25 protein-coding genes and 1 pseudogene are annotated in these 22916 nt (G+C 44.0%); 15 read left to right on the top strand and 11 right to left on the bottom strand.

Going from position 1 to position 22916, the window contains the following annotated elements; genetic code table 11:
* A complete protein-coding gene (locus tag ACTNA4_RS06730; RefSeq protein WP_427805877.1) occupies positions 1 to 666 on the top strand; it encodes a YczE/YyaS/YitT family protein in 666 nt (221 codons plus the stop codon).
* A gap of 72 nt (positions 667 to 738) precedes the next feature.
* Here ACTNA4_RS06730 and ACTNA4_RS06725 read toward each other — a convergent pair whose 3' ends face one another.
* The 4 genes from ACTNA4_RS06725 to ACTNA4_RS06710 all read right to left on the bottom strand — a co-directional run bounded on the left by ACTNA4_RS06725 (position 739) and on the right by ACTNA4_RS06710 (position 3950).
* A complete protein-coding gene (locus tag ACTNA4_RS06725) occupies positions 739 to 996 on the bottom strand; it encodes a spore coat protein (RefSeq protein ID WP_441029237.1) in 258 nt (85 codons plus the stop codon).
* 13 nt (positions 997 to 1009) lie between these two features.
* The gene (locus ACTNA4_RS06720) at positions 1010 to 1192 is read right to left on the bottom strand and encodes a hypothetical protein (RefSeq protein WP_291817183.1); all 183 of its coding nucleotides are present in this window, start codon (positions 1190 to 1192) and stop codon (positions 1010 to 1012) included.
* A gap of 65 nt (positions 1193 to 1257) precedes the next feature.
* Positions 1258 to 3588, bottom strand: a complete 2331-nt coding sequence (locus tag ACTNA4_RS06715) for a M56 family metallopeptidase (RefSeq protein WP_441029235.1) — start codon at positions 3586 to 3588, stop codon at positions 1258 to 1260.
* 2 nt (positions 3589 to 3590) lie between these two features.
* Positions 3591 to 3950, bottom strand: coding sequence for a BlaI/MecI/CopY family transcriptional regulator (locus ACTNA4_RS06710; RefSeq protein ID WP_441029233.1), 360 nt, complete (start codon positions 3948 to 3950; stop codon positions 3591 to 3593).
* Between the two features lie 177 nt (positions 3951 to 4127).
* On the opposite strand from ACTNA4_RS06710, the gene ACTNA4_RS06705 reads away from it, so the two are divergent.
* The 5 genes from ACTNA4_RS06705 (at position 4128) to metG (ending at position 7716) form a co-directional block, all read left to right on the top strand.
* A complete protein-coding gene (locus ACTNA4_RS06705; protein WP_441029231.1) occupies positions 4128 to 4610 on the top strand; it encodes a GNAT family N-acetyltransferase in 483 nt (160 codons plus the stop codon).
* Between the two features lie 151 nt (positions 4611 to 4761).
* The gene (locus ACTNA4_RS06700) at positions 4762 to 5214 is read left to right on the top strand and encodes a hypothetical protein (RefSeq protein ID WP_441029229.1); all 453 of its coding nucleotides are present in this window, start codon (positions 4762 to 4764) and stop codon (positions 5212 to 5214) included.
* Positions 5193 to 5411, top strand: coding sequence for a type II toxin-antitoxin system HicA family toxin (locus ACTNA4_RS06695; RefSeq protein ID WP_427808796.1), 219 nt, complete (start codon positions 5193 to 5195; stop codon positions 5409 to 5411). The genes ACTNA4_RS06700 and ACTNA4_RS06695 overlap by 22 nt, the downstream gene beginning before the upstream one ends.
* A 93-nt stretch (positions 5412 to 5504) precedes the next feature.
* Positions 5505 to 5753, top strand: coding sequence for a hypothetical protein (locus ACTNA4_RS06690; RefSeq protein ID WP_441017193.1), 249 nt, complete (start codon positions 5505 to 5507; stop codon positions 5751 to 5753).
* Between the two features lie 58 nt (positions 5754 to 5811).
* Positions 5812 to 7716 carry a methionine--tRNA ligase gene (metG, locus tag ACTNA4_RS06685; protein ID WP_441029227.1) on the top strand — a complete coding sequence of 635 codons (1905 nt, stop codon included), beginning with the start codon at positions 5812 to 5814 and terminating at the stop codon, positions 7714 to 7716.
* A gap of 392 nt (positions 7717 to 8108) precedes the next feature.
* On the opposite strand, the gene ACTNA4_RS06680 is transcribed toward metG, so the two are convergent.
* The 3 genes from ACTNA4_RS06680 to ACTNA4_RS06670 all read right to left on the bottom strand — a co-directional run bounded on the left by ACTNA4_RS06680 (position 8109) and on the right by ACTNA4_RS06670 (position 11961).
* Positions 8109 to 9782 (bottom strand): ABC transporter permease, encoded by a 1674-nt coding sequence (locus ACTNA4_RS06680; protein WP_441029225.1) that lies wholly within the window; start codon positions 9780 to 9782, stop codon positions 8109 to 8111.
* Positions 9783 to 9787: 5 nt separating this feature from the next.
* Positions 9788 to 10783, bottom strand: coding sequence for an ABC transporter ATP-binding protein (locus tag ACTNA4_RS06675; RefSeq protein WP_441025998.1), 996 nt, complete (start codon positions 10781 to 10783; stop codon positions 9788 to 9790).
* A 92-nt stretch (positions 10784 to 10875) separates the two neighbouring features.
* Entirely contained in the window at positions 10876 to 11961 is a 1086-nt protein-coding gene (locus ACTNA4_RS06670) for an extracellular solute-binding protein (RefSeq protein WP_427808790.1), read from the bottom strand.
* Between the two features lie 271 nt (positions 11962 to 12232).
* Between ACTNA4_RS06670 and ACTNA4_RS06665 the strand changes: the two genes are divergently transcribed.
* The 5 genes from ACTNA4_RS06665 (at position 12233) to ACTNA4_RS06645 (ending at position 15848) form a co-directional block, all read left to right on the top strand.
* Positions 12233 to 12517 (top strand): hypothetical protein, encoded by a 285-nt coding sequence (locus tag ACTNA4_RS06665; protein WP_441017181.1) that lies wholly within the window; start codon positions 12233 to 12235, stop codon positions 12515 to 12517.
* An 11-nt stretch (positions 12518 to 12528) separates the two neighbouring features.
* On the top strand, positions 12529 to 12906 hold the full coding sequence (locus ACTNA4_RS06660) for a hypothetical protein (protein WP_441029223.1): 378 nt from the start codon (positions 12529 to 12531) through the stop codon (positions 12904 to 12906).
* Between the two features lie 69 nt (positions 12907 to 12975).
* Complete coding sequence (locus ACTNA4_RS06655; protein ID WP_441029326.1) at positions 12976 to 13326, top strand: 4Fe-4S dicluster domain-containing protein; 351 nt, start codon at positions 12976 to 12978, stop codon at positions 13324 to 13326.
* Positions 13327 to 13341: 15 nt separating this feature from the next.
* Entirely contained in the window at positions 13342 to 15435 is a 2094-nt protein-coding gene (locus tag ACTNA4_RS06650) for a molybdopterin-containing oxidoreductase family protein (protein ID WP_441029221.1), read from the top strand.
* Positions 15436 to 15455: 20 nt separating this feature from the next.
* Positions 15456 to 15848 carry a pyridoxamine 5'-phosphate oxidase family protein gene (locus tag ACTNA4_RS06645; protein WP_427820138.1) on the top strand — a complete coding sequence of 131 codons (393 nt, stop codon included), beginning with the start codon at positions 15456 to 15458 and terminating at the stop codon, positions 15846 to 15848.
* Between the two features lie 63 nt (positions 15849 to 15911).
* On the opposite strand, the gene ACTNA4_RS06640 is transcribed toward ACTNA4_RS06645, so the two are convergent.
* Both ACTNA4_RS06640 and ACTNA4_RS06635 read right to left on the bottom strand, forming a co-directional pair.
* Positions 15912 to 17003, bottom strand: coding sequence for a 2-hydroxyacyl-CoA dehydratase (locus ACTNA4_RS06640; protein WP_441029219.1), 1092 nt, complete (start codon positions 17001 to 17003; stop codon positions 15912 to 15914).
* The gene (locus ACTNA4_RS06635) at positions 16996 to 18183 is read right to left on the bottom strand and encodes a double-cubane-cluster-containing anaerobic reductase (protein ID WP_441017168.1); all 1188 of its coding nucleotides are present in this window, start codon (positions 18181 to 18183) and stop codon (positions 16996 to 16998) included. Before ACTNA4_RS06635 ends, ACTNA4_RS06640 begins: the two co-directional genes overlap by 8 nt.
* 391 nt (positions 18184 to 18574) lie before the next feature.
* On the opposite strand from ACTNA4_RS06635, the gene saoC reads away from it, so the two are divergent.
* Complete coding sequence (gene saoC, locus ACTNA4_RS06630) at positions 18575 to 19123, top strand: Cys-Cys-COOH (seleno)protein SaoC (RefSeq protein ID WP_441027208.1); 549 nt, start codon at positions 18575 to 18577, stop codon at positions 19121 to 19123.
* Positions 19124 to 19209: 86 nt separating this feature from the next.
* Here the strand turns inward: saoC and ACTNA4_RS06625 are convergent, their stop codons facing one another.
* The gene (locus tag ACTNA4_RS06625; RefSeq protein ID WP_427808118.1) at positions 19210 to 19722 is read right to left on the bottom strand and encodes a response regulator transcription factor; all 513 of its coding nucleotides are present in this window, start codon (positions 19720 to 19722) and stop codon (positions 19210 to 19212) included.
* Positions 19723 to 20073: 351 nt separating this feature from the next.
* On the opposite strand from ACTNA4_RS06625, the gene ACTNA4_RS06620 reads away from it, so the two are divergent.
* Positions 20074 to 20988, top strand: a complete 915-nt coding sequence (locus tag ACTNA4_RS06620; RefSeq protein WP_427808116.1) for a selenium metabolism-associated LysR family transcriptional regulator — start codon at positions 20074 to 20076, stop codon at positions 20986 to 20988.
* Between the two features lie 103 nt (positions 20989 to 21091).
* Here the strand turns inward: ACTNA4_RS06620 and ACTNA4_RS06615 are convergent.
* A pseudogene (locus tag ACTNA4_RS06615) lies at positions 21092 to 21262 on the bottom strand (ABC transporter permease subunit SaoP); the annotation flags it as partial.
* 266 nt (positions 21263 to 21528) lie between these two features.
* Between ACTNA4_RS06615 and saoT the strand changes: the two are divergent.
* Both saoT and saoE read left to right on the top strand, forming a co-directional pair.
* The gene (gene saoT, locus ACTNA4_RS06610; protein WP_441029217.1) at positions 21529 to 21783 is read left to right on the top strand and encodes a thioredoxin-like (seleno)protein SaoT; all 255 of its coding nucleotides are present in this window, start codon (positions 21529 to 21531) and stop codon (positions 21781 to 21783) included.
* Complete coding sequence (saoE, locus tag ACTNA4_RS06605) at positions 21780 to 22916, top strand: efflux transporter SaoE (RefSeq protein WP_441029215.1); 1137 nt, start codon at positions 21780 to 21782, stop codon at positions 22914 to 22916. Before saoT ends, saoE begins: the two co-directional genes overlap by 4 nt.

Genomic DNA, 22916 nt, shown 5'->3' with positions numbered 1-22916 from the left:
ATGAAGAAAGAAGAAAAAAAAGAAAAGGCAAAGGGCGTAACTGGAATGAGGGCTGCGTTCATGCTGCTGGGAATTCTTTTGATCGGAATATGTGTGACCTGCTATCGCCTGAGTGAATTTGGAGTAGATCCGTTTAGTGGGATGAATCTTGGGATCAGCGGTTTTATCGGATGGTCCTTCGGAAACTGGCAGCTTGTGGCAAATATATTAATTTTGGTTGTAGTATTTTTTACTGTACGCCATTTGATCGGACCGGGAACGGTTATTAATATGGTAGGCGTAGGCTATACGGCAGACTTTTTGTGCTGGGTAGTGCTGGATGTACTGAAAGTGGAAATGACACTTCCGCTTCGGATACTGGCCTTGTGTCTGGGGACGCTGTTTGCCTCACTCGGTGTGGCGCTTTATATGATCGCCGATATGGGACTCGCTCCGTATGACAGTGTGGCGCTGATTATTGAGAAGCTGACCAAAGGGAAAGTGCCTTTTCAATTTGCCAGAGTGGCTTCCGATATTACAGTTATTGTGATCGGAGTCGCATTTTGCCTGGCGGCAGGTAATAATGTGTGGCTGATCGTGGGGATTGGAACGATTGCAAATGCATTGCTGAACGGGCCGTTGATCCAGTTCTTCAGGAAGCGGATTGAGAAGGTTGTGGATTTATAGTAAATTCCGGTGTCAAGCAGAAAGGGGCTGTCATACGACAGCCCCTTTGGATCGCAAACCTTAATCATCCGCCTATTTCATTTGCGGCTGAGTCAGGATGGATTTCACATGTTCAACCTCTTCCTGAGTCGCTTTTGCTGCCGGGACGTAATAACTCTTCTCCCGGGCAACCTGATAAAGCTTTTCCTGAGACATTTCACTTTGATTTCGCATCTGCTTCAGACACTGTTTTAATTCTTTGTTTTCTGTCTGGGTAATATATTCCGCAAACATTTTCAATTCTCCATTGATTCCTACCAAAGTATCGGTAACCATCGTCTTTTCATCCATTTTCCTGCGCCTCCTATAAAAATTTCATCAATTCCTGTTTGTTTTTCATGGCAGAATCCGCTGCATCCTGAAAAATCTTTTTCACTTCAGGATCCTGTGACTGGGATGCATAATCCGTCATTTTGCAGTGGCAGGTTTCAAAACCGCCAATCAGGTGACGCAGATTTTGTAAATCCAGAATCGAAATATCAGACATAGTAACTTCCTCCTTTTGTACAACATTTCGTGTTACGGATTTAGTATGGCTTGGAAAGATCCTTTTTATTCTGGCTGGGGAATGATATACATTTGTCTTTCTTTGGGATAGGTATTTCCAAAGATATAGTCCGTTATATCTTCAAATGTAAGGTCCGTGTCATTTGTATATACCAGATAAGTGTTGTCGGCGGCTGCGTTTGGATGGCGTCCTGTAAACAGCATTTTATATTTATAAACGCGTCCGTCAGGCGCAAGAAATCCATCGAATCCGGAGGTGGAAGATCCTGCACCCGGTTCGTCAGATTGATGTATCGTCTGTAAATATTCGGTTAAGAATATTTGCAGATCCGCATCCGATGAGGAAAAACTCTTGATATCTTCTATTTGAAGAATCTGTTCCAGATTTGCGGCAGTACATCTAAACCGTCTCGTTTCGATTTCATCCGGAGCAGGGTATGTCCATTCAACATACTCGGCATTATCGGTTAATGTCAGAAAAAGTGCGGCCTTTTTAAGCATATCTTTATAAGCGGTATACTCATTGCGGGGAGTTTCTGAAAAATTTATTGTAATGCCATAGTCTGTTGCCTTAGTATTCAGTTCTAAAGTATATTCTCCAAAAGAAGCGATATTTATAAGCTGCAAAATAGTTTCATCAGCCGTGACATCCCCTAAATAGGGATTTTTTGCCTGATATAATTCTTTCGCACGTTCAGAAACAGAATATGCGTCCAGAAGCTCATCACTTGATTTTCGGGAAAAAACAAGGTAGTACAGGATATCTCCGCTGTTTTTCGAAAGGAGTTCTGCTTTACTGGTCTTATCCATGTATTCGCTGCAGGGAAAAGCAGATACACCTTCACCGTCGTCAAAATGCCATGCTGACAGAACAATTTCCTCATCGGAAATAATATCAGTCCAAGCGGAGGTGTTCTCCAAATAATAATTTTCCGCCATTCCGGAGAAATGGATGGCATTGGAAATGCTGAAATCAGCCCGAGCATTTTCGAAATTTACGGAGAAAAGAGCATTCCACTGGGAAGCATCCGGGTAGTTGAAATCCCGCTTTACGGTGAAATTCCCTTTGCGCGGCAGCCCATTTTCTGTGAAGTCGGCATGTTGCAGGATCCGATATTCAGTCAGTTCTCCGTCAGTATAGCACTCCTGGTATAGAAGCATGCTTTTGATGTCAGAAGAAACACGGTATTCGTATTCAATTCCGTCAGACGAAACTGTAGCGGTGCCTGACTTATTGCGCATAGAGCTCTGATTCAGAACATTCCCACAGCCCAGCAGAGCAGTGAGAAGGCAAATTACAATACTGACGGCGATGACCGGTTTTCCCGGGGACTTAAAATACAGTATATTTTTGATACGGCTTTTAACAGAAGTCTCGCCGAATGCCAAAGCTCCTGCGGTGCGGTACTTTCTGCCTGCTGCAAATCCGAGAAGAGTACGGCTGTATGGTTCGCGGAAATCCTTTGTCGTGTTCAGAAGAACATGCTCATCACAGCTCATTTCCATATCACGGCACATGAAGTAATAGGCGCTCCATACCAGAGGATTGAACCAGTATACACCGAGAAGAAGGATGGCAATCACTTTCACCTGATGATCGTGGCGGCGGATATGGTATCGTTCATGTTGAAGGATACACGCGCGCTCCGTCTCACCAAGACGGAAAGGGAGATAAATCTTCGGATGAAAAAATCCCATAACAAAAGGTACGGAAATACCGTCACATTCATAGATATCATTTTCATATTTTACGGCAGTGGCAACCTTCTTCTTCAACTGTATTCCGGAAAATGCCTGATAAGCAAGGAATACAAGGATTCCTGAAATCCAGATTCCAGTCATGATATCGGAAACAGTAAAAACTTCCTGTACAGATGCTCCTGAGCTTTCGGAATCAGGCGAAGAAACAGAAGGCGATAAAGAACCGACAGCTGCTGTAGATCCGGCATTTGCATCGCCTGAAATGGCAGTCTGCCGGGGGGCATCGGATTGACTTGCTGCTTTTTCTGCAGAGGTCTGCCGGGCAGTCTCGGTCACATCAGAGGTATCAGATGGTGTGCTCCCTGAACTCGTGTTATCCGCCGTATTGGTGGCATCGTTAATCCTGGGAGATTGCAGATTGTTTGTGGTGTTCCAGATCATCTGATTCCCGGAGGAGACATGCCTGCTTAACAGATCCAGACTGAACAGACTATATCTGCTGGAAAACGAGAACGGGCAGATCAGGCGAAAGGCAACGATTCCCCATAGCATATAAGAGAATATTTTCGGTGATTTTCGAAGAAGCTGTCTTGCAAGCAGCACAAGAAGAATCACAATGCCTGCTGTGAAAGACATATTGCAGATTGTAAGGAATATTTCCCGGATCAGATTCATAATCATCCCTCCTTATGTTCGTCAATCATTCGTTTGATTTCCTCCGCTTCCTGTTCCGAAATCGTCTTGCCGCCCAGAAAGGCAGCAATAAATCCCGGCAGGGAACCTTCAAAGGTTCGTTCTACAAAATAATCGGACTCTACAGCCTGGCATTTTTCCTTCGGAACCAGCGAGGAAACAATGGTATCTTCATTTTGTAAAAAGCCTCTCTCCGCAAGCTTTTTGATGACTGTATAGGTGGTTGACTTCTTCCAGCCAAGCCGGTCATGACTGATCTTCACCAGATCACCGGAACGTACCGGCTCAGTCTCCCACACCAGAAGCATAAAACGATATTCACTGTCACATAATTTTAAATCCATATTAAAACCCCCTTCACAAAATGGTCTATACGAATAGACTACTCTTTTCTTTTAGTCTATAACAATAGACTTGATATGTCAATAGAGGAGAAGATTTTATGAGGAAAAACTTGTATCGTTTGTGAAAAAGCGGTACTATTTTGTTGGCAATCATGAAACTAAAATGAGGTAGTGCAAATGAAGATTAGAAAAGCAACGATAGAAGATTTGAAAGCAATCACAGCTGTAGAAGCAGAATGTTTCCCGGCTGCGGAAGCGGCCACGGAAAAAGATTTTGAAGGAAGACTTACGGTTTACCCGGATTATTTCTGGCTCCTTTTTGACGGGGATACACTGGTGGGATTTGTTAACGGCATGGTGACCGATGAACCGGATCTGGCTGATGAGATGTATGAAAATGCATCACTGCACAAGGAAGACGGAGAATGGCAGATGATTTTCGGAGTTAATACGATTCCGTCCTACCGAAGACAGGGATGCGCCGAAAAACTTCTCAGACAGGTCATTGCGGATGCCAGAGAACAGGGAAGAAAGGGCGTGGTGCTTACTTGCAAAGAAAGGCTGATTCATTATTATGCCAAGTTTGGATTTGTCAATGAAGGTGTGTCAGAATCTGTACATGGGAATGTGGTGTGGTATCAGATGCGGTTGGAGTTTTGATGGGGAAGTGATGATATGTTAAAGAACAATGGCTTTTCTTTTGATGCTTGTAAATATCAGTGGGAAATATAGTGGTATTCTTTTATTTATACTTTCATATAATAAATGTACACTTTGTACAATGTTGACATTGTGTACGGAAATTATTATAATGGAGGTACAGAAGGAGATGATGGATATGTTAATGGAACAGGCAACAACAGTAAGAAAAGAATGGAGTTCTGTCTGCGACAGCGTGATTCATGATAAACCGAAATTTATTAAGCGGACCAGGGATAAGATGTGGCTCTCAAATCTGGAAACGATGTCTGAAATTCTGGAAGCGTATCATTTTACTGCAGATAGATTTGTGGAAGAGGATGGCACAGTCACGTTATCCTTAAATGAAATTGATTTAATTGAGAATGGGTGCACGGAATTAGAGGCACGAGAATTGCTGGGAAAGTCTATCTTAGAGTATTCGGCAGAGTATTATAATGAATATGCGTTATATTCACGCAGTCCAAACAGAAAAGAGCATATTCCGTATATTTTTAAAGCACTTATTATGGATGATCCCAAGAAGATAGGGGAGAGTATTGAATGCCGAGATGGAAAGAGCTAAAGAGATTTTGCGAGCGCGATGGCTGGGAATTGTATAAAGATACGGATCATTATTTTTATCGGAAGATAGACGATGACGGAAGCATCAGAATGACGAAAGTATCTAAAGGTTCAGGAGAGATACATACAAGAATGTGGAAGGAAATATTGAAGAAACAATTAAAAGTGACACAAGAATATTTCAATGAACATATATAGTCAGAACAAGCTACAAATCCACTCGTAGTCTTGACAATTCGGCCATGAATATGATACGATTTTCAAAGACACAAAGAGAGAGTCGAACAAAATATGATAAAAGCAATGACGAAGAGAGTAAGCTTTTTGGACTTCTACAGAGAAATCCCGTATGCTGAGAGGGATGAGGAAAGATCAGCCGAACATGGCTTCCGAGCAGCGCACCGAACAGGAAGAAAGGTGATTCCATTTTCCCTGCAAGGCTGCGATGGGTTCCGCCCGTTACAGCGGATGAGTGCAGATGCACTTACAGAGACTCTGATCCGTGAGGGTGAGAGTGAAGTAGAAGTGGTAACACGGTAATAACCCGTCTTCTTATTTTTAGGAAGACGGGATTTTTTTATAAAGAGAGGGAATCAAAATGGCAGATAAACCAAAATATTACATTACAACTGCGATTGCCTACACATCAGGCAAACCGCATATTGGAAACACTTATGAAATCGTGCTTGCAGATGCGATCGCACGTTACAAGAGAAGTCAGGGATACGATGTATTCTTTCAGACCGGAACTGATGAGCATGGTCAGAAAATCGAGCTCAAAGCACAAGATGCCGGAGTCACACCGAAGGAATATGTGGATAACGTAGCCGGAGAGATCAAGCGGATCTGGGATTTGATGAATACTTCCTATGACAAATTTATCCGTACAACCGATGATTATCATGAGAAAGAAGTACAGAAGATCTTCAAGAAACTGTACGATCAGGGCGACATTTACAAAGGATATTACGAAGGAATGTACTGTACGCCGTGTGAATCTTTCTTTACAGAGTCACAGCTTGTAGACGGCAAATGCCCGGACTGCGGACGCCCTGTGCAGCCGGCAAAAGAAGAGGCATATTTCTTCAAGATGAGCAAATATGCGGATAGATTGATCGATTACATCAACACACATCCGGAGTTTATCCAGCCGGTATCCAGAAAGAATGAGATGATGAACAACTTCCTGCTTCCGGGACTTCAGGATCTTTGTGTATCCAGAACATCCTTCAAATGGGGCATTCCGGTAGACTTTGATCCGAAGCATGTCACTTATGTATGGCTGGATGCGCTGACAAACTACATCACCGGTATCGGTTATCATTGTGACGGTGAAAGCGAAGAATTATTCAACAAGAACTGGCCGGCAGACCTTCATCTGATCGGAAAGGATATCATCCGTTTCCATACCATTTACTGGCCGATATTCCTGATGGCTCTGGGACTTCCGCTTCCGAAGCAGGTATTCGGACATCCGTGGCTTCTGCAGGGCGACGGCAAGATGAGCAAATCCAAAGGAAATGTTCTGTATGCGGATGAACTGGTAGATTTCTTTGGAGTGGATGCGGTACGTTACTTTGTTCTGCATGAGATGCCGTTTGAAAATGACGGTGTAATTTCATGGGAACTGATGGTAGAACGTCTCAATTCTGACCTTGCAAATACACTTGGAAATCTGGTAAATCGTACCGTTTCCATGACAAATAAATACTTCGGCGGAACCGTAACGAATAAAGGTGTGACAGAAGAAGTGGATGCAGACCTGAAAGCAGTGACCGAAAATACACCGGTTCTGGTAGAAAAGAAGATGGATGAACTGCGTGTGGCAGATGCCATGACGGAGATTTTCAATCTCTTCAAACGCTGCAACAAATACATTGACGAAACCATGCCGTGGGCACTGGCAAAAGATGAAGCGAAGAAAGACCGTCTGGAAACCGTACTCTGGAATCTGATCCAGAGCATTTCCGCAGGCGCACGCCTTCTCGAATCCTTCATGCCGGAAACTTCTGAGAAGATCCTGGCTCAGCTCGGCGACGGACATGTAGTAGAGAAACCGGAAATTCTCTTCCAGAGACTGGACATCAATGAAGTCCTTGCCAAAGTAGAAGAACTTCATCCGCCGGTTGAAGAAGAGAAAGAAGAAGACGAAAATGTGATCGACATCGAAGCAAAACCGGAGATCACATTTGAAGATTTCGGAAAAATGCAGTTTCAGGTTGGCGAGATCATCGCCTGCGAAGAAGTAAAGAAATCCAAAAAACTTCTCTGCTCTCAGGTGAAGATCGGAAGCCAGGTAAAACAGATCGTATCCGGAATCAAAGCACATTACACCGCCGAAGAAATGGTCGGAAAGAAAGTAATGGTACTTGTAAACTTAAAACCTGCAAAACTGGCAGGCGTTCTGTCTGAAGGAATGCTGCTCTGCGCAGAAGATGCAGACGGCAATCTTGCACTGATGACACCGGAAAAACCGATGCCGGCAGGAGCGGAAATCTGCTAGTGATTTTTGGGGGACAGGTTCCTTGACTCACTTGTGAGTGAGTCAAGGAACCTGTCCTCCCTAACTCGAAAATGAAGAAATAAATCTAAGTATTATCTTGAAACCAAGAGTACTATCATTGAGTTTGGAATATGGGGAATTCCCGTTTTTATGATTTACATTGAGGAGGCATATTCAAAAAAGACTATGTTTCTTGCACTTGTTATTGAAACAATCATTATGCTTTTAGGTTTGTTGGTTGTTTATGATAAATATTATAAAAGAGCTTTGATTTCCAAGTGGAATAAGTGGAGAGGAAAATAGAGCAGTGATGGGAGACTTTGTTAATCTCCTGATCACTGCTTCATTATTATTAATGTGGCTGTGTGACTGAAAACCCGTCCCCTAGTCACCTAGAAGAACCGCTTCTTATCCAATTTAAAAATAAATCCCAGCGCCGTATAACAGATCAGGATAACAATCACGCCGTATGCCAGTGAAAGTCCCATCTTATATTCCTGCATGGCGGTCACCATGGAAATCGAGATCGGTCGGTTAAATACGCCGTAGAGCAATGCGGACATGGTGTATTCTCCCAGTGTCCGAATCAGTACCAGTACGCCACCGGCCATAATTCCGGGGGCTATATTTGGCATGATCACACGGAAAAATGTATGAACCATGTTGGCACCCAGGCTTTTTGATGCTTCTTCGAGATTTTTGTTCAGCCCCATGATTGCCACTTCGTTGGAATTAAGGAGCAGCGGGATGGAGTTGATCGTATAGGCGATCGGAACGATGTAAAACCCGCCGATCAAGGCATTCCCAAAGGCAAAGATACTTTTCTGGCTGAATGCGTTGATCAGATTGATGGCTACAACGCTTGCCGGCATGGTCCACGGGAGCATGAGCAGGACTTTGAGGAAAGCGTGGAATTTGCTTTTGTATTTTACGATCATGTATGAGCTTGGCACGGTGATGACAAGAACGGCAATGACTGCTATGGCAGACATTTTCAAGCTGTTGATCAGTGGTTTCATTACTCGCGTTTTCTGGAAGATCATCAGGTAGTTTTCCAACGTAAATGTATGCGGGAAAATATCCTGCATGATGGAGCTTGTCGGGACGAAGGAAAGGTACACAATGGTGATGATCGGCAGCAGGATCAACAGGATCTGAATGAAAATGATGACCCGGCTAATAAATGCCAGCAAATTATGCTTTCCCTTAAGCGGTGCAATCGCTGTGCTTCGATCCGATGCATAGTTTCCATACCGTTTGCTGTAATACTGGATCGTCAGCATCACGATCATGCTGATGAGAAATAATATAACGACCTGAACAGAGGCCATTTCCATATGATTGTTGGCCTTGGATTTTACGATTTGCGTGCTCAGTACCTTGAAGCTTCCCCCGATCAGATTCGGAGCGGAGAAGGAGCTGATACCGGATGCAAATGTCACAATCACGGAAGAAAGTACAGCGGGGGTGATGACCGGCCAGATTACGTCTTTGAAGATCTGGAACCATGAGGCACCCATACTTCTCGCCGCCTCGATGCTGGAGTTGTCAACATATTTCATGGCTACGTAGACATTTAAGTAAAAGTAGACGTACTGTGTATACGTTACCACGAAAACGATGGCGCCAAATCCTTGGAACTGGAATGGAATCTGCTCCAGATGAAGGAGATACTGGATTCCTTTGGTCAGGATTCCACTCTCGCCGTAAAGCTGGATAAATGAGATTACGGTGATAACACCTGGAATCATCATCGGACTGAGCAGCAGAATATGGATGATTTTTTCCCATTTACCGGCGAGAAAGGTCATATACATTGCAAGCATGATTCCAATGGTACCGCATGTCAGTACAGATGCGGCGCCCAGAAGAACCGTATTTCCGATGACCTTCCGCTGGTTTGTATTCTGGAAAAATTCCCGGAACACGTCAATCCCATAACCGGAATCTGTTTCCAGTGCCTGCATGAAGGTGTGGAAAAACGGAACGATGATATAGCCGAGTATGAGGAATCCGAGAATCAGATACCATAGATAGCGGAAAATGCTTATTTTATCCTTTTTCATATCTTCTACACCCCGCCTATATTTGCAACTTTAACAAAACAACTGTCATTTACATGCCAGATTTTGGAAATATCTCCACGATTAATCTCGATAACGCGGTATGTGTTATCCGTTGTGGTAACCGTGTATTCATAATACATGCCGGAAAATTTGACTTCTTCCACGCGGGCAGGGATTCCGTTCTGCGGATCGTGGGAAATCGCCATATGTTCTGGTCTTACAAAGAGATATGGGGCGTCAGTGTGGCCGCAAATTCCAAAGTCTTCATAAAGATTCTGGGGGACTTTGTTGGATGTGCCGACAAAATTTGCCACAAATTCCTGGTTTGGATGATTGTAAATGTCTTCCGGTGCGCCCATCTGCAGGACTTTTCCGTCACGCATTACCGCAATCTGATCGGAGATGGAAAGCGCTTCCTGCTGATCATGGGTGATAAATAATGTGGTAATTCCGGTTTTTTTCTGGATGGCACGGATCTCTTCGCGCATTTTCACGCGGAGCGCTACATCCAGATTGGACATTGGCTCATCCAGAAGCAGCATCTGAGGTTCAATGACGAGAGCCCTTGCGATGGCAACCCGCTGCTGCTGACCGCCGGACAATTCATTAATACGCCGGCCTTCCAGTTCTTTCAGACCCGCAAGATCCATGTAGTAGTCGCATTTCTCTTTAATTTGGGCTTTGGACTGTCTCCGGATTTTCAGACCGTAGGATATATTTTCGCGAACGGTCATGTTTGGGAATAGTGCATAATTCTGGAAGACGATTCCCATGTTGCGTTTTTCCGGTGCCCATTCTGTGATGTCGGTATCTCCGATCAGTACCTGCCCTTCGGTTGGGCGGATAAAACCTGCCAGTATACGCAGAAGAGTGGTTTTGCCACACCCGGACGGGCCGAGAAGTGTGAAGAAATCCCCTTTCTTAATGGTGATATCTACAGAATCAAGAACTCGGGTCGTGTCAAAGCTGTGTGAAATATTTTTTAGGATAATGTCACTCATATTTTGTTCCCTCATAGAATTGAACATACAGAAATAGTGGAGCAGCGCCCCACTATTTCCAAATGTTTATGGTGTTTGCCGATTGGTATCAATTAATTGGACTGCACGGTCTTGTTGCCGTCAATATAATCGGTTTCCCATCTTTCCAGTGTTGCAGACTGGTTTGCGCTGATATCAGCCCAGTCAAGAGTCATCGGAGCATATCCGGTCTTCATCCATTCCGGAGCACCTTCCAGAGCAGCATCGAGAGCCGGCATACGGTTGAAAGAATTTGCAACCATTTCTTCACATTCCTTGCTTCCCACGAATTCTACGAAAGCGGCTGCAGCATTTGGATGTGGTGCATTTTTAATTGCTGCGATACAGTCTGTGATTGTGATTGCGCCGCTTGTTGCATCTACGATTTCAAGAGGCATGCTGTTGTTGTCTCTGTTGTCAATGATGTTGTCAAGTACTGCGATAGAGATGGCTGCTTCGCCTTTCCCGATAGCCTGGAACATCATGCTTCCGCTGTTGTAGTAATTCTTGATATTTGCATTCAGACCTTCGATGTATTCCCATGCAGCTTCTTCGCTTTCATTTGCGGTATAGTAGCTTACGAGAGCGGCGATGGTGGAACGCATAGAAGAGGAAAGAGAATCACGCGTGATGATCTTTCCTGCATATTCCGGTTTTACCAGATCGCTCCAGTCCTTCGGAGCTTCTTCTGCTGTCATTAAGTCGGTGTTGTAGAACATCACAACCGGTGTTTTATAAGTTCCGTACCAATATCCGTCTGCATCTTTGAAATCATCCGGAAGATCACCAGCCCATTCAGGCTTTGTCGCTTCATAGCATCCTTCATCCTGAAGAAGCATATAGGTTGCAGTATCACCACCGAACATGATGTCTGCCTGCGGGTTGTCTTTTTCACTTCTGACACGGTCGGCAAGTTCACCCTTCAGGTTGATGTATTCAACCTCTACACCGGTCTTTTCGGTAAATGCGTTGCAGATTTCTTCTAACATGTCTTCTGAATGCGTAGAGTATACAACGAGGGAATCTTCCAGTTCTGCAGACTCCTCTGTCTTGGAATCTTCCTTTTGGTCTTCTGTTGTTGTGCTTTCTTTGCTTCCGCAAGCTGCCAGTGAGAATACCATCATGCCGGCAAGCAGTGCTGCAAGTAGTCTTTTCTTCATAATTGTCCTCCCAATAATTTTATATTTTGCCTCAAGGGCATGACAATTATAACGCACTATAGAAAATAATGCTAATAAATAAACATTACAGCACTATTTTATAGAAAAAAACTATATATCAGCTTCAAAATATCAAGAAACGTAATATTTAGTGGGAAAATATTGAAATTACTAATTATGTATTCAAGTTTTCAGGCTCGATTGACATTTAGAAAAAAGAAATTTACGATAGAAGTAATAGTAAAATGGAAAAAATATCGAGGAGAAAACTATGAAAGCACTAGAGAAGGAGGAACTCTTACGGGCAAAGATTCCCTGTGAAGAGACAGGCATTACGGTTAAGACCGGAATCTGCGGATTCTGTGGGGGATCATGTCTGGTGGATGCCTACTGTAAAGACGGAAAAGTGATCAAGGTAGAAGGAAATAAAGATATGCCCGGTTCGAACGGGCGAATCTGCGTGAAAGGGGCTGCGCTGAAGCAGTCACTTTATCATCCGGATCGACTGTTGTATCCGATGAAACGTCTCTGGAACGGGAGCAGGTTGCCGTATTAGGCGCAGACACCGTGTACTATCAGGCACCGGTAGTAGAACCGATGGGAGAGGCGAGGAGCGATATGGATGTGATTACCGGATTGGCAGAAAAACTGGGAATTACAATCGGAGGAGAAGAACCGATCAGGTGCCATGAGGATTATCTGAGGAAATCTGTTTCAGCGACAGGACTCACATTGGAAGAAATCAGGCAGGCGCCAAAAGGAATCAAGGCAAGGAAAATCATGCCGGGGCGCACATCGGAACAGATTCTGCAGGTGAAGACACCGAGCGGAAAGATTGAATTTGTCTCCAGCATCATGGCGTCATGTAATAAAGAAGGAAATGAGGCACTTCCGGTTTACCATGATTTCAGGGAAAAACTTCCGATGGACGAATACCCGCTCTGATTCTGACGACAGGCAGCAGAAAACCACAGCTCTTCCATTCCAGAACCTACCGGATGCCGTGGCTTGCAAATGAAGGCCGATGCGGTTTCACCCCGGATCTATGAGAAACGTACATCCCGGAAGAGCGGGCTTGTGAGCTATATAACCAGAAGCTGCCTTCATTGTGCGGATGCACCCTGTATGGAGCAGTGCCCGATGAAGGTGTTTGAACGGACGGAAAATGGATTTGTTGTCGCATTTCACAAAGAAAAATGTATTGGCTGCAGAACATGTGCGAGAGTCTGTCCGCATGATATTCCGAGATATGATAAAGAAGGAAAAATTGTAAAATGCGACGGCTGCGCAACCCGCGTGGCCTGTGGACTGGAACCGGCGTGTGTGAGGGCGTGCAATACGGGAGCACTTCGCCTGGCAGAATAAAGGAGGAAGGAAGAAATGAAGAAAAAAGGATTTTGCGGCATCTGTCCGGATAAATGTCCGATTGAAGCTACTGTAGAGGACGGCAGACTGATCAAAGTAGAACCCGACAGGGACTGCCCGGGAGGGCGTGTCTGTCCGCGTGGGGCATTATCTCCACAGATCGTTTATTCAGAAAAACGGATACGGAAACCACTGATCCGCAACGGAGAGAAAGGAAGCGGAGCGTTTCGGGAGGCCACTTGGGAAGAGGCTTTAGACGCAGCGGCAGCCGGATTTATGAAAATTAAAGAGCGATATGGTGCAGACGCATTGGTAAGTTATGTGGGCAGCAGCGGAAGAGAAGCAGCAACGATGCGATGCTTTAACGGAGTGAATGCATTTTTTAAAAATCTGGGATCCCATAACGATATGAGCTGTGGATGTATCTGTAATGTCTCTTCTAATATGATGACACCTGTACTGACCTATGGTGTCCCGACGCCGAAGCTTTATCAGGATATTCCGAACAGTGAAGTCGTATTTATCTGGGGGAAAAATTCAAAAACAGATTCCGGACCGCTTACTACACTGGAACTGGTAAAGGCAGCAAAAGCGCGCGGTGCAAAAATCATTGTGATTGACCCGAGAGGAGAAGGAATGGCAGAACTTGCCGATTGGTGGATTCCGGTGATTCCGGGAGCAGACGGAGCACTCGCGGTTGCGATGCTGAAGATTATTGTGGAAGAAGAACGATATGACAAAGTATTTGTTAATGAATATACAAAAGGGTTCGATGAATTTGCAGGATATCTGAGAACGGTTTTCCTGGAAGAAATGTCAGAGTGCTGCGGTATTTCCATGGAAGACATCCGCAAATTAACAGATATTTTCTGCAGTACGACAAAGATTTCACTGATTTCATACACAGGACTGGAATATCAGCTGAGCGGTGTACAAAATAACAGAGCCATCCAGATACTTTGGGCGATCACCGGGAAAATCGATGTTCCCGGCGGAATCTGTATTGCTTCTAAGAAGAATCCGACGATTCCTCTACGACCGATGGAAACTGTGGAAGATGCTGTCGGTGCGAAAGAATTTCCGCTTTACAGCAGGCTTACCGGAAGCGGACAGTTTGTGAAAATACCGGAGGCGGTGCTGCATGACGATCCGTATCCGGTGCGGGGAATGCTGATCTGTGCAGCCTCTCCGGCCATCACATATCCGGAACAAAGCCTGTGGCACGAGGTCTATAAAAAGTTGGATTGTCTGGTGGTTCTCGACCGGTTTATGACCGATGATGCAAAATATGCTGACGTGATTCTGCCTGCCACAACTTATTATGAAGATCAGTCGGTCGTTCCGGTTCAGGGTGGCATGCGTCTGCGTAACCGAATCATAGAACCGGTCGGAGAGGCCAAAAGTGATGTGTTTATTTTACAGGAACTGGCGGAGCGAATGGGCTTTGGAGACGCATATCCGAAGAACGATGAGGAGCTTATGCTCTGGATGTGCGGTGGCAACGAGCAACTGCTTGACCGGCTTAAGAAGAGTGAATATGGTGTGGTCAATCCACCTGAAATCCAATATGAAAAATATAAGACCGGAGAACTGCGCGAGGATGGTAAGCCGGGATTTCCGACTCCTTCCGGGAAATTTGAGATCAGTTCGACTTATATTGCAGAATGCGGTTATACACCGTATCCGAAATATGAGGATATCCGTTCTGTCAAAGAAATGGGAAGTAAAGAAGAATATCCACTCATTATGACAACAGCTGCAAGAAGTGCCCTAAGGTTTTGCTCATTTGGACCGGGATTAAAGGAAATAGCCGAAAGAGAACCACTTCCAACAATTGATATGAACGCAGAAGATGCAAAACGTTATGGCTTGGAAGATGGAGAAGAAGCAATCGTAGAGACAGTCTTTGGAAAAGGTGAATTCAAAGTACGCATTTGCCCGATGGCAAAAGGCAGTATACATATTGCCGGCGGTGCAGGAAGCTTCTATATGGAAGGAGAATGGAAGAAACATAATGTCAATGAAATCTGCAGTATGAAGTATTCAGATCCATTGTCCGGATTCTTGACATTCAAATCCGTACCTTGTAAAGTGACAAGTATAAAATAAAGAACATGGAGGATACTAACATGGAACGCGTTGAAAAATTTTTAAAAGAAGCAGAAACATATTATCTCGCAACGATGGACGGAAACCAGCCAAGAGTCAGACCTTTTGGAACGGCGCATATCTTTGAAGGAAAGTTATATATACAGACCGGAAAAGTGAAAAGTGTGTATAAACAGTTGAAAGAGAACCCGAACGTAGAAGTCTGCGCATGCATGAACGGAAAATGGCTTCGCGTATCAGGAGAATTGGTAGAAGATGACAGAAGAGAGGCAAGAAAATCTATGTTGGATGATTATACATCTCTTAGAGCCATGTATTCCGAAGATGATGGAAATACAGCAGTATTTTATTTTCAGAATGCAACTGCAGTATTCAGCAGCTTCACAAGTGAACCGGAGACGATTTGTTTCTAGTTTGTTTTGGGGACAGGTTCCGTGACTCACTCTCTTGTGAGTGAGTCACGGAACCTGTCCCCGTTATAACATTTCAATAAATGCCGCAACACGAGTCGCAAGCTGTCCGCTGTTTTCTTCGGAAGAATCCGTTTCCACTGCCATGTAAGGAATTCCGAGAGAATCCTCACAAAGCCTCAGCATTTTGTCTCTTTCCACTGTATACGGGTGGCATGTCTGCAGTGTGACATCCAGAACTCCGTCCACTTTATACTCTTCACAGAGGCGTTCGATCAGCCGGAAACGCAGATCATTCGGAGCCATGATCGCACAGGCGGTATTTTGGTAGCAGTCTGCAAGCGCAGCAATGACATCGCTGTTTTCTGTGTCGAAATGCCGGATGGCAGATTTGACAACTTCACAGTTCTCGATACATACGACAACCCCTCGGTTTTCTTCAACAGTGTGCAGGATTTTCTGGTAAATGCTGCTTAACGGGCATCCGGTTACGAGGATTCGTTTTGCCCGTTTCGGCACAGGACTTTCTCTGCTCAGCAGTTCATCACGGGTTTTTATGTTGGCAGCGATCCGCTCTTCGATATCCGGAATCGTACGATGCTTTTCCAGTGCTTCGAAAATCTCACTTCCCCAGGCAGCCGGCGGAGTCTGACGCTGAATTTCCATTAGGTTCATAATACTTTCACGCTCACGGTTCAGAAGAGCTCCGGCTGAGTGAATTTTTTCTTCTGTCACATCTACATCAAAACGCTTTTTCAGTTCCCGGATGAGAAAACGGCATTCAGACTGGATGAGCGGTTTCACATAATGGCGGTCAGCACCCTGTGGAACTTGATAAAAATAAACGCGGTCCTGCCGTGAAATCAGTTCGTACATTTTTCGTTTTCCATCGCAGGAAGTCTCGGCGAGAATTAAATCGGCATCTTTGAGAGCCTCATCCTCGCAGATATCACAGCAGTTCTTCACAACCGGACAGACATTGCGGGGGAGAAGCCGTGAGGCTGCATCTTTTACACCCCGCACATAGGGGATCCGAAGCGGGATCATATCTGCGGCGAGAAGAATTTCCTGAGGCACATGGGAACAGAATAAAACAGCCACTTTTTTCCCGGTTTTGTGGCAGTCATCGATCAGTTGCTGCAAATTCTGATTATTCATGTGCAGCCTCCTTTCCCATACGAATCATTTCAAGGAAAGCTTCAATTCGGGTGCGGATCTGTCCTGCATCACCTGGGTAAAAATCGGTCTCAATATGTAGGAGCGGGATGTCCATCTCTTCACAGACACGACGGATATTTTCGGTTTCGATGGCAAATGGGTTGCAGGAATGCAGCGTGATGCTCACATACCCGTCTGCGTGCCATTCTTTAATCGTTTCTCTGACCTGATCCATACGCCGGTAGTTCGGAGAGACAACTGCACAAGGAACTTCAATATATTTTTCCGCGATACGGACATATGGATCACGGCTGCGGTCTTCATCGACCAGACGGCGGCGTGAGGAAATGCCGCAGCAGCCTTCATAACAGACGATGGCGCCGCCAAGTTCTTCCATAACATTGATCGTTTTGGCAGAGACTCCGCCGTATCCGCCGCCGGAAACGATCAGACGCGGACGATTCGGATCCGGTTCATATGGATAGATACCATCGTGCCAGTTCTTCTCGCACTGGTCAAGAATCTCGTTAATCTTATTATATTTTGCCTCACGGTCGAACATATACTGCTCGCCTTCCATGATGTCGTTCATTTTGGTTCCGGTGATAGCCGGCGGGTCGTATTTACCCAATTCATAGATGCGGGCAGCCTGAATCCTTTCTTTGTTGCACCATTCGATGGACTCGTTCAGCATATCATCCGTGATCGTGACATTGAATTTCTCTTCCAGACCTTTGGCAAATGCTCGGATCTCTTCGGTCCACATTTCCAGAGAACGTTCATAGTCCGGTACATTCGGAAGATGAATGACCTGCATTGGTTTTAATTCCCCAAGAAGTTCGTACATTTTTTTCTTGCCGTCACAGGTTGTTTCACCGACAACCACATCTGAGAAATAAGCATATGGGCAGCTTTCTTCCAGGGCATGTCCGTAACTTGCTTTGATGAGAGGACATAAATTGGCAGGAAGCCTTGTCTCGGCAGTTTTGATGGGATCAGGACTTCGACCACAGAGAGCCACCTGGTAAAGTCCGGCTGCATAGATGATTTCGGATGGGGTGTACTGGCAGAAAGCGCCGCATATTTTTTCACCCTTGTCTTTTAATTCTTTTACTTTGAGGAAGCCTTCCCGTCTGGCTTCTGCGAAATCCTCAAAATGTTCAGGCAACGAAGTTGGCATGTCATTTTCCTCCTTTAACGTATTGTAAAACTACTGTGACTGTTCAGAGCCAACCTCGAAAACACTTCGTGTTTCCTCAGTGTGGCGTATCCGCCAAATAGATTTGTACAAAAAAGTGCTCACGAATGCAAGCATTCATCGCCCTTGTTTGACAAATCTGCTTGGCTCTGAACAGTTACAAACTACCTATTATTATATGTTACGAAAATCAAATAGGCAATGAAACAACCGACTTGCATGAAAAGATAATATTTGAATAGTGATTTATTGGGAATTTTGATATTTGAAAAAACCAAGTACCTAAATGGATAATTCCTTTACATTTAAAAAAATGCAGTTAGAATATATTACAGAATTGTTATAAATGCAAGAAACAAACAGAGGAAATAAAGTGAAAGAAAAGAAATCAATTTTACGAAGCACGTGGGCGAAAGCAGTACTGATCGTTTTGCTCGTATTTGCAGGATTTTTAATCCGGGGAAAACTGGATAATGTCTATGAGCAGATGAAGGAAAAAGAGAAGGAAGAGGCCGAGGAAGGACCGGTTGGAAGAGAACTGGATTATGCGGAAAATGTTTCAGAAGACAATAAGATTCTGCAGGCGTTTCTGGCAGAGTATCCGGGAGCGGAGGTGCTTGTTGCCTGTGAAAATGATTTGACGAACGATGGCCTTGACGATTTGGTCGTCATATACAGGCTGGAGGGGCATACGTGGCTGCTGGTTACAGTGGACTCGGGAAACAGCATTGATTATGGCTTCACAGAAGCGATTCCGGCTCCTGTTGAGAATCAGAAGATTACGTTCAAGAATATAGATGAGAAGGACGAAATGGAATTTGTCCTGCAGGGACAGAAAGGAAATAAAGTGGGATACGGCATTTACAGGGTGGTCGATAATGCACCGATGAACCTCTTTGGAGAAGGAATGGAAGATTGCTGAGATATCGTGTAAATTAGAGATTTCTAATTAGGGCAATTCAAGTTAAAGATAAAACAAAACGCGTCTATGACGCGTTTTGCTGAATATTAAGGGAAAAACTGGTATCCTTTTCCCCATACTGTCATCAGATGCTTTGGCTTAGAAGGGGTATCTTCGATTTTGTCACACAGACGCTTGATGTAGACCAGAATGGTGTTATCATCAGAAGCCTCACTTTTCCACACCTTGGAAAAAATCTCCTGTTTCGTGAGGAGCGTTTCCGGATTCTCTATGAAAAGGCATAACAGTGCGAATTCTTTTGATGAGAGCGAAATCTCTTTACCATCTTTTAGGACAGTCTGTGAATCAAAGTGAAAAGTAAAACTTCCGCGTTGTGCCACAGTCTGGAGAACAGATGGGGACGACGGTACTGCAGTATATTGCTGTGCTCGTCTTACGATTGCACGGATCTTGGAAACAAGTACTGTTTTGCTGAATGGCTTGGTCATATAATCATCAGCACCAAGCCCCAGACCTTCTACCTGGGCTGAATCTTCCTCACGTCCGCTCAGCAGGATCACGGGAGTCAGAATCTGGCGTTCTCTAAGTTCTTTTAACAAAGATGAAAAAGAATATTCCGAATCTAAATAAATAGATATAATAAATAAATAAGATGTTGGCGTCAAAAGCCATGTCTTTAAACAAATGTATTAATTGTTTATGAATTGTACGGATATTAATGCCAAAAACCTTTGTATATAGCAGTGATTTGGGCAATCTGAATATGTTTTTAACTATTATTTTGAAAACAATTAATACAATTTATTGCAAAGATACCTTTTGACCCCAGCATCATAAATAAGATTATCCATTGCTTTTTTCGATTAGACTAAAGTGTGAATGAGCATTATAATTATAAAAGAAATAGAAATATGGTTTTATGTTATTAAAGGAAGTTGAAAGTAAGTAAAATGCGTTTAGAGTACGTAAGAAGTTTTATTGGAGTTGTAAATTACAAAAGTTTCTCTTTGGCTGCCAAATATCTCTATTTGTCACAGCCGACAATCAGCACACATATCAAACAACTGGAAGCCGAACTGGGGGTACAGCTTTTGGTTCGTTCGACAAAGGATGTTTTGCTTTCTGAGGAAGGAAAGGTATTTTATCCATATGCATTGCAGTTATTAGAGACGGAGAATCAGGCACTGAAACAATTATGCCGAAGTGAAAATGAGATGAACCAAATGGTCAATGTAGCTGTTTCATCGGTGCCGGGGCATTATATGTTTCCGCAGTTTTTGGCTTATTTTCGAACTAAGAATCCAGATATATGTTTCCGGATTTCGGAAGGTGACAGCGGTGATGTTCTGCAGAAAATTTTGGATTATGAAGTAGAAATCGGGATTGGAGGACTTGATAGCGAAAGTGAAAAGATTCATATGGAAATGTTGTTTGAAGATGAGATTATCCTGATTACACCCAACACGGCAAAATACAGGAATATGAACGGAAAATTCCCGGTTGAGCAGATGAGAAAAGAGTGGTTTATAACGCGTGAATTGGGCAGTGGGACAAAGAATGTCTCTGAAAATATAGAACAGGCACTGAAGCTGGATACTACATCATTGCATGTGGCGGCGCAGTTTGAATCTTCAGAGATGGTGCGAAGAGCAGTAGAAGCGGGAGCAGGAATTGCGTTTATCAGTAAAACCGCAGCAAAGGAATCTCTGGATAAGCAGAAAGTACTGGAATTCTCTTTTGGCGGAGTGAATACAAAGCGGAAAATGTACTTAATGTATCACAAAGAGAGGAGACTGGGAGAAGCAGCGGAACAAATGATCGGTACACTTAAAGATTACTGTGTGGAAAAATACAGCATTATATAATGAATAAAAAAGGGTGCTGCCCCATAGATGATGATTTATCTATGGGGCAGCACCCTTTTTAGACGGCGGCAACCTGGTGGACATGCCGTAGATTCCGTCTTTATTATTCTTTCCATCTTAATAATACGCGTTCACAAAGAACTAAGATTGTATCAATAAGGAAGCCGATAAGTCCGGCAATCACCATATAAGCGAGAACCTTCTCTGTCTGCAGTCTTCCTTGTGCTTCCACCATTATGTAACCGAACCCGGCACTTGTCGCAATGAACTCCGCTCATCTTCCGCCAGTTTTGTCTGTCTTTGCTTTTAGTGGCCTGTATCATACGATCGACCTGCTTGTTCTCTCCCAATATTTCACCTCCTTAGTGACGACTCGTAATTTAATGCAGTAAAATAATAACAAAATTTTAATAATTAATATAGGAATATTGAACAAAATAATAAAATATGGTCAAAATATTATTTTTTTTCTATAAATACGGAAAGAACGAATAAATAAAGATATAATAATACGGAATAAATCTGGAGGTGTAGTAAAAAGTGGAAAAGCCTTGTATCGAGTATATCAGTGCATGTGCGTGATGCGAAGTATTTGGCGACTTGGTTCAAGTCCTGGAGAAAGAATATGAAGGACGGGTAAATGTAAAAATTTATCGTGCTGGAAAAGATTTCGATTATATAAAAAAGTATGGAACAACTACGAAAAGTATGCTGATTATTAATGAGAAAAAAGCAATTACAAAGCTGACTAAACCTGCTGTGCGTCAGGCTTTTGAGGAGGCATTGAAGTTATGATATCCGAATTGGGAAGTTTTATTTTCAGCATCATTCAGTCCGCGTGGTCAATGCTGAACAGTTCATCTTCGTGGATGGTATTCAGCTTTGCTGTGGCAGGTGTGCTGCATGAATTCCTGAAACCGGAGAAGATCCAGAAAACCGCGATCGGTTCCAAGAGGATCAGCGGAGTCTTCTGGACAACATTGTCCGGAATGTTTATACCAATCTGTAGCTGCGGAACGATTCCGCTTGGAATCAGTATGTATTACAGTGGTGCATATCTGGGGCCGACACTGGCATTTATGACCAGTACACCGATGATCAATCCTCTGGCTGTGATTCTGGCATGGGGACTTTTGGGAAAAGAAATTACGATTATATACATAATAACCGGATTTGTCGCGCCGATGATTATTGGAATCGTGGCAAATCATTTCGCGGGGAATGAACTGCATATCGGTCTTCGAAATAAGAATAATGAAGAAGCAGAAGGAACCATTTTCCTGGAAACAGACGAAGAGGAAGAACCGGCTATGATCCAGCTGGAATTCGAGGAACCGTCCGTCTGGGAAAAACTGAAGAGTGGACTGAGATGGTCGTTTACAGAACTGAGCGTGACTATCAGCAAATACACGGTGTCCGGAATGCTGATCGCGGGATTTCTTTTTACAGTGGTACCACAGTCATTTGTGCAGGATTATCTGGGGAATCCGGGTATGATCTCCCTTCTGGGGATTACAGTTGTCGCAGCACTCATGTATGTCTGCGCAGTAGGACACATCCCGTTTATTGCAGCGCTGGTTGCGAGCGGTGCGGCCCCCGGAGTGGCAATCACCTTTTTGATGGCCGGGGCCGGAACCAATATCCCGGAGCTGCTTACGATTTCCAAAACGATTGGGAAACGAGCCATGTTTATGTATTTTTCCATGGTGGTTGTGATATCCAATCTGGTTGGTTATCTTACAAACCGTCTGCTTATGCCGGGATTCAATCCGGTACTGGATTTTGACAGAACGTCACACACGATTCAGCAGGCCAAACTGATCATTGCACTGCCGGATTGGGGAGAATGGATCTGTAGTGGGATTTTGGTTGCGTATGCAGCATATGCATTGTCTACAGCTATCAGATCGAAAATGAAGAAGGCATAG

Source organism: Bariatricus sp. HCP28S3_A7 (assembly GCF_052066375.1).
Lineage (GTDB): Bacteria > Bacillota > Clostridia > Lachnospirales > Lachnospiraceae > Allocoprococcus.
This window is presented reverse-complemented; position numbering and strand designations above follow the sequence as displayed.

Coding starts and splice junctions, on each gene's coding strand:
- ACTNA4_RS06730 (WP_427805877.1), top strand. CDS start 1: ATGAAGAAAGAAGAAAAAAAAGAAAAGGCAAAGGGCGTAACTGGAATG.
- ACTNA4_RS06725 (WP_441029237.1), bottom strand. CDS start 996: ATGGATGAAAAGACGATGGTTACCGATACTTTGGTAGGAATCAATGGA.
- ACTNA4_RS06720 (WP_291817183.1), bottom strand. CDS start 1,192: ATGTCTGATATTTCGATTCTGGATTTACAAAATCTGCGTCACCTGATT.
- ACTNA4_RS06715 (WP_441029235.1), bottom strand. CDS start 3,588: ATGAATCTGATCCGGGAAATATTCCTTACAATCTGCAATATGTCTTTC.
- ACTNA4_RS06710 (WP_441029233.1), bottom strand. CDS start 3,950: ATGGATTTAAAATTATGTGACAGTGAATATCGTTTTATGCTTCTGGTG.
- ACTNA4_RS06705 (WP_441029231.1), top strand. CDS start 4,128: ATGAAGATTAGAAAAGCAACGATAGAAGATTTGAAAGCAATCACAGCT.
- ACTNA4_RS06700 (WP_441029229.1), top strand. CDS start 4,762: ATGGAGGTACAGAAGGAGATGATGGATATGTTAATGGAACAGGCAACA.
- ACTNA4_RS06695 (WP_427808796.1), top strand. CDS start 5,193: ATGCCGAGATGGAAAGAGCTAAAGAGATTTTGCGAGCGCGATGGCTGG.
- ACTNA4_RS06690 (WP_441017193.1), top strand. CDS start 5,505: ATGATAAAAGCAATGACGAAGAGAGTAAGCTTTTTGGACTTCTACAGA.
- metG (WP_441029227.1), top strand. CDS start 5,812: ATGGCAGATAAACCAAAATATTACATTACAACTGCGATTGCCTACACA.
- ACTNA4_RS06680 (WP_441029225.1), bottom strand. CDS start 9,782: ATGAAAAAGGATAAAATAAGCATTTTCCGCTATCTATGGTATCTGATT.
- ACTNA4_RS06675 (WP_441025998.1), bottom strand. CDS start 10,783: ATGAGTGACATTATCCTAAAAAATATTTCACACAGCTTTGACACGACC.
- ACTNA4_RS06670 (WP_427808790.1), bottom strand. CDS start 11,961: ATGAAGAAAAGACTACTTGCAGCACTGCTTGCCGGCATGATGGTATTC.
- ACTNA4_RS06665 (WP_441017181.1), top strand. CDS start 12,233: ATGAAAGCACTAGAGAAGGAGGAACTCTTACGGGCAAAGATTCCCTGT.
- ACTNA4_RS06655 (WP_441029326.1), top strand. CDS start 12,976: ATGAAGGCCGATGCGGTTTCACCCCGGATCTATGAGAAACGTACATCC.
- ACTNA4_RS06650 (WP_441029221.1), top strand. CDS start 13,342: ATGAAGAAAAAAGGATTTTGCGGCATCTGTCCGGATAAATGTCCGATT.
- ACTNA4_RS06645 (WP_427820138.1), top strand. CDS start 15,456: ATGGAACGCGTTGAAAAATTTTTAAAAGAAGCAGAAACATATTATCTC.
- ACTNA4_RS06640 (WP_441029219.1), bottom strand. CDS start 17,003: ATGAATAATCAGAATTTGCAGCAACTGATCGATGACTGCCACAAAACC.
- ACTNA4_RS06635 (WP_441017168.1), bottom strand. CDS start 18,183: ATGCCAACTTCGTTGCCTGAACATTTTGAGGATTTCGCAGAAGCCAGA.
- ACTNA4_RS06620 (WP_427808116.1), top strand. CDS start 20,074: ATGCGTTTAGAGTACGTAAGAAGTTTTATTGGAGTTGTAAATTACAAA.
- saoE (WP_441029215.1), top strand. CDS start 21,780: ATGATATCCGAATTGGGAAGTTTTATTTTCAGCATCATTCAGTCCGCG.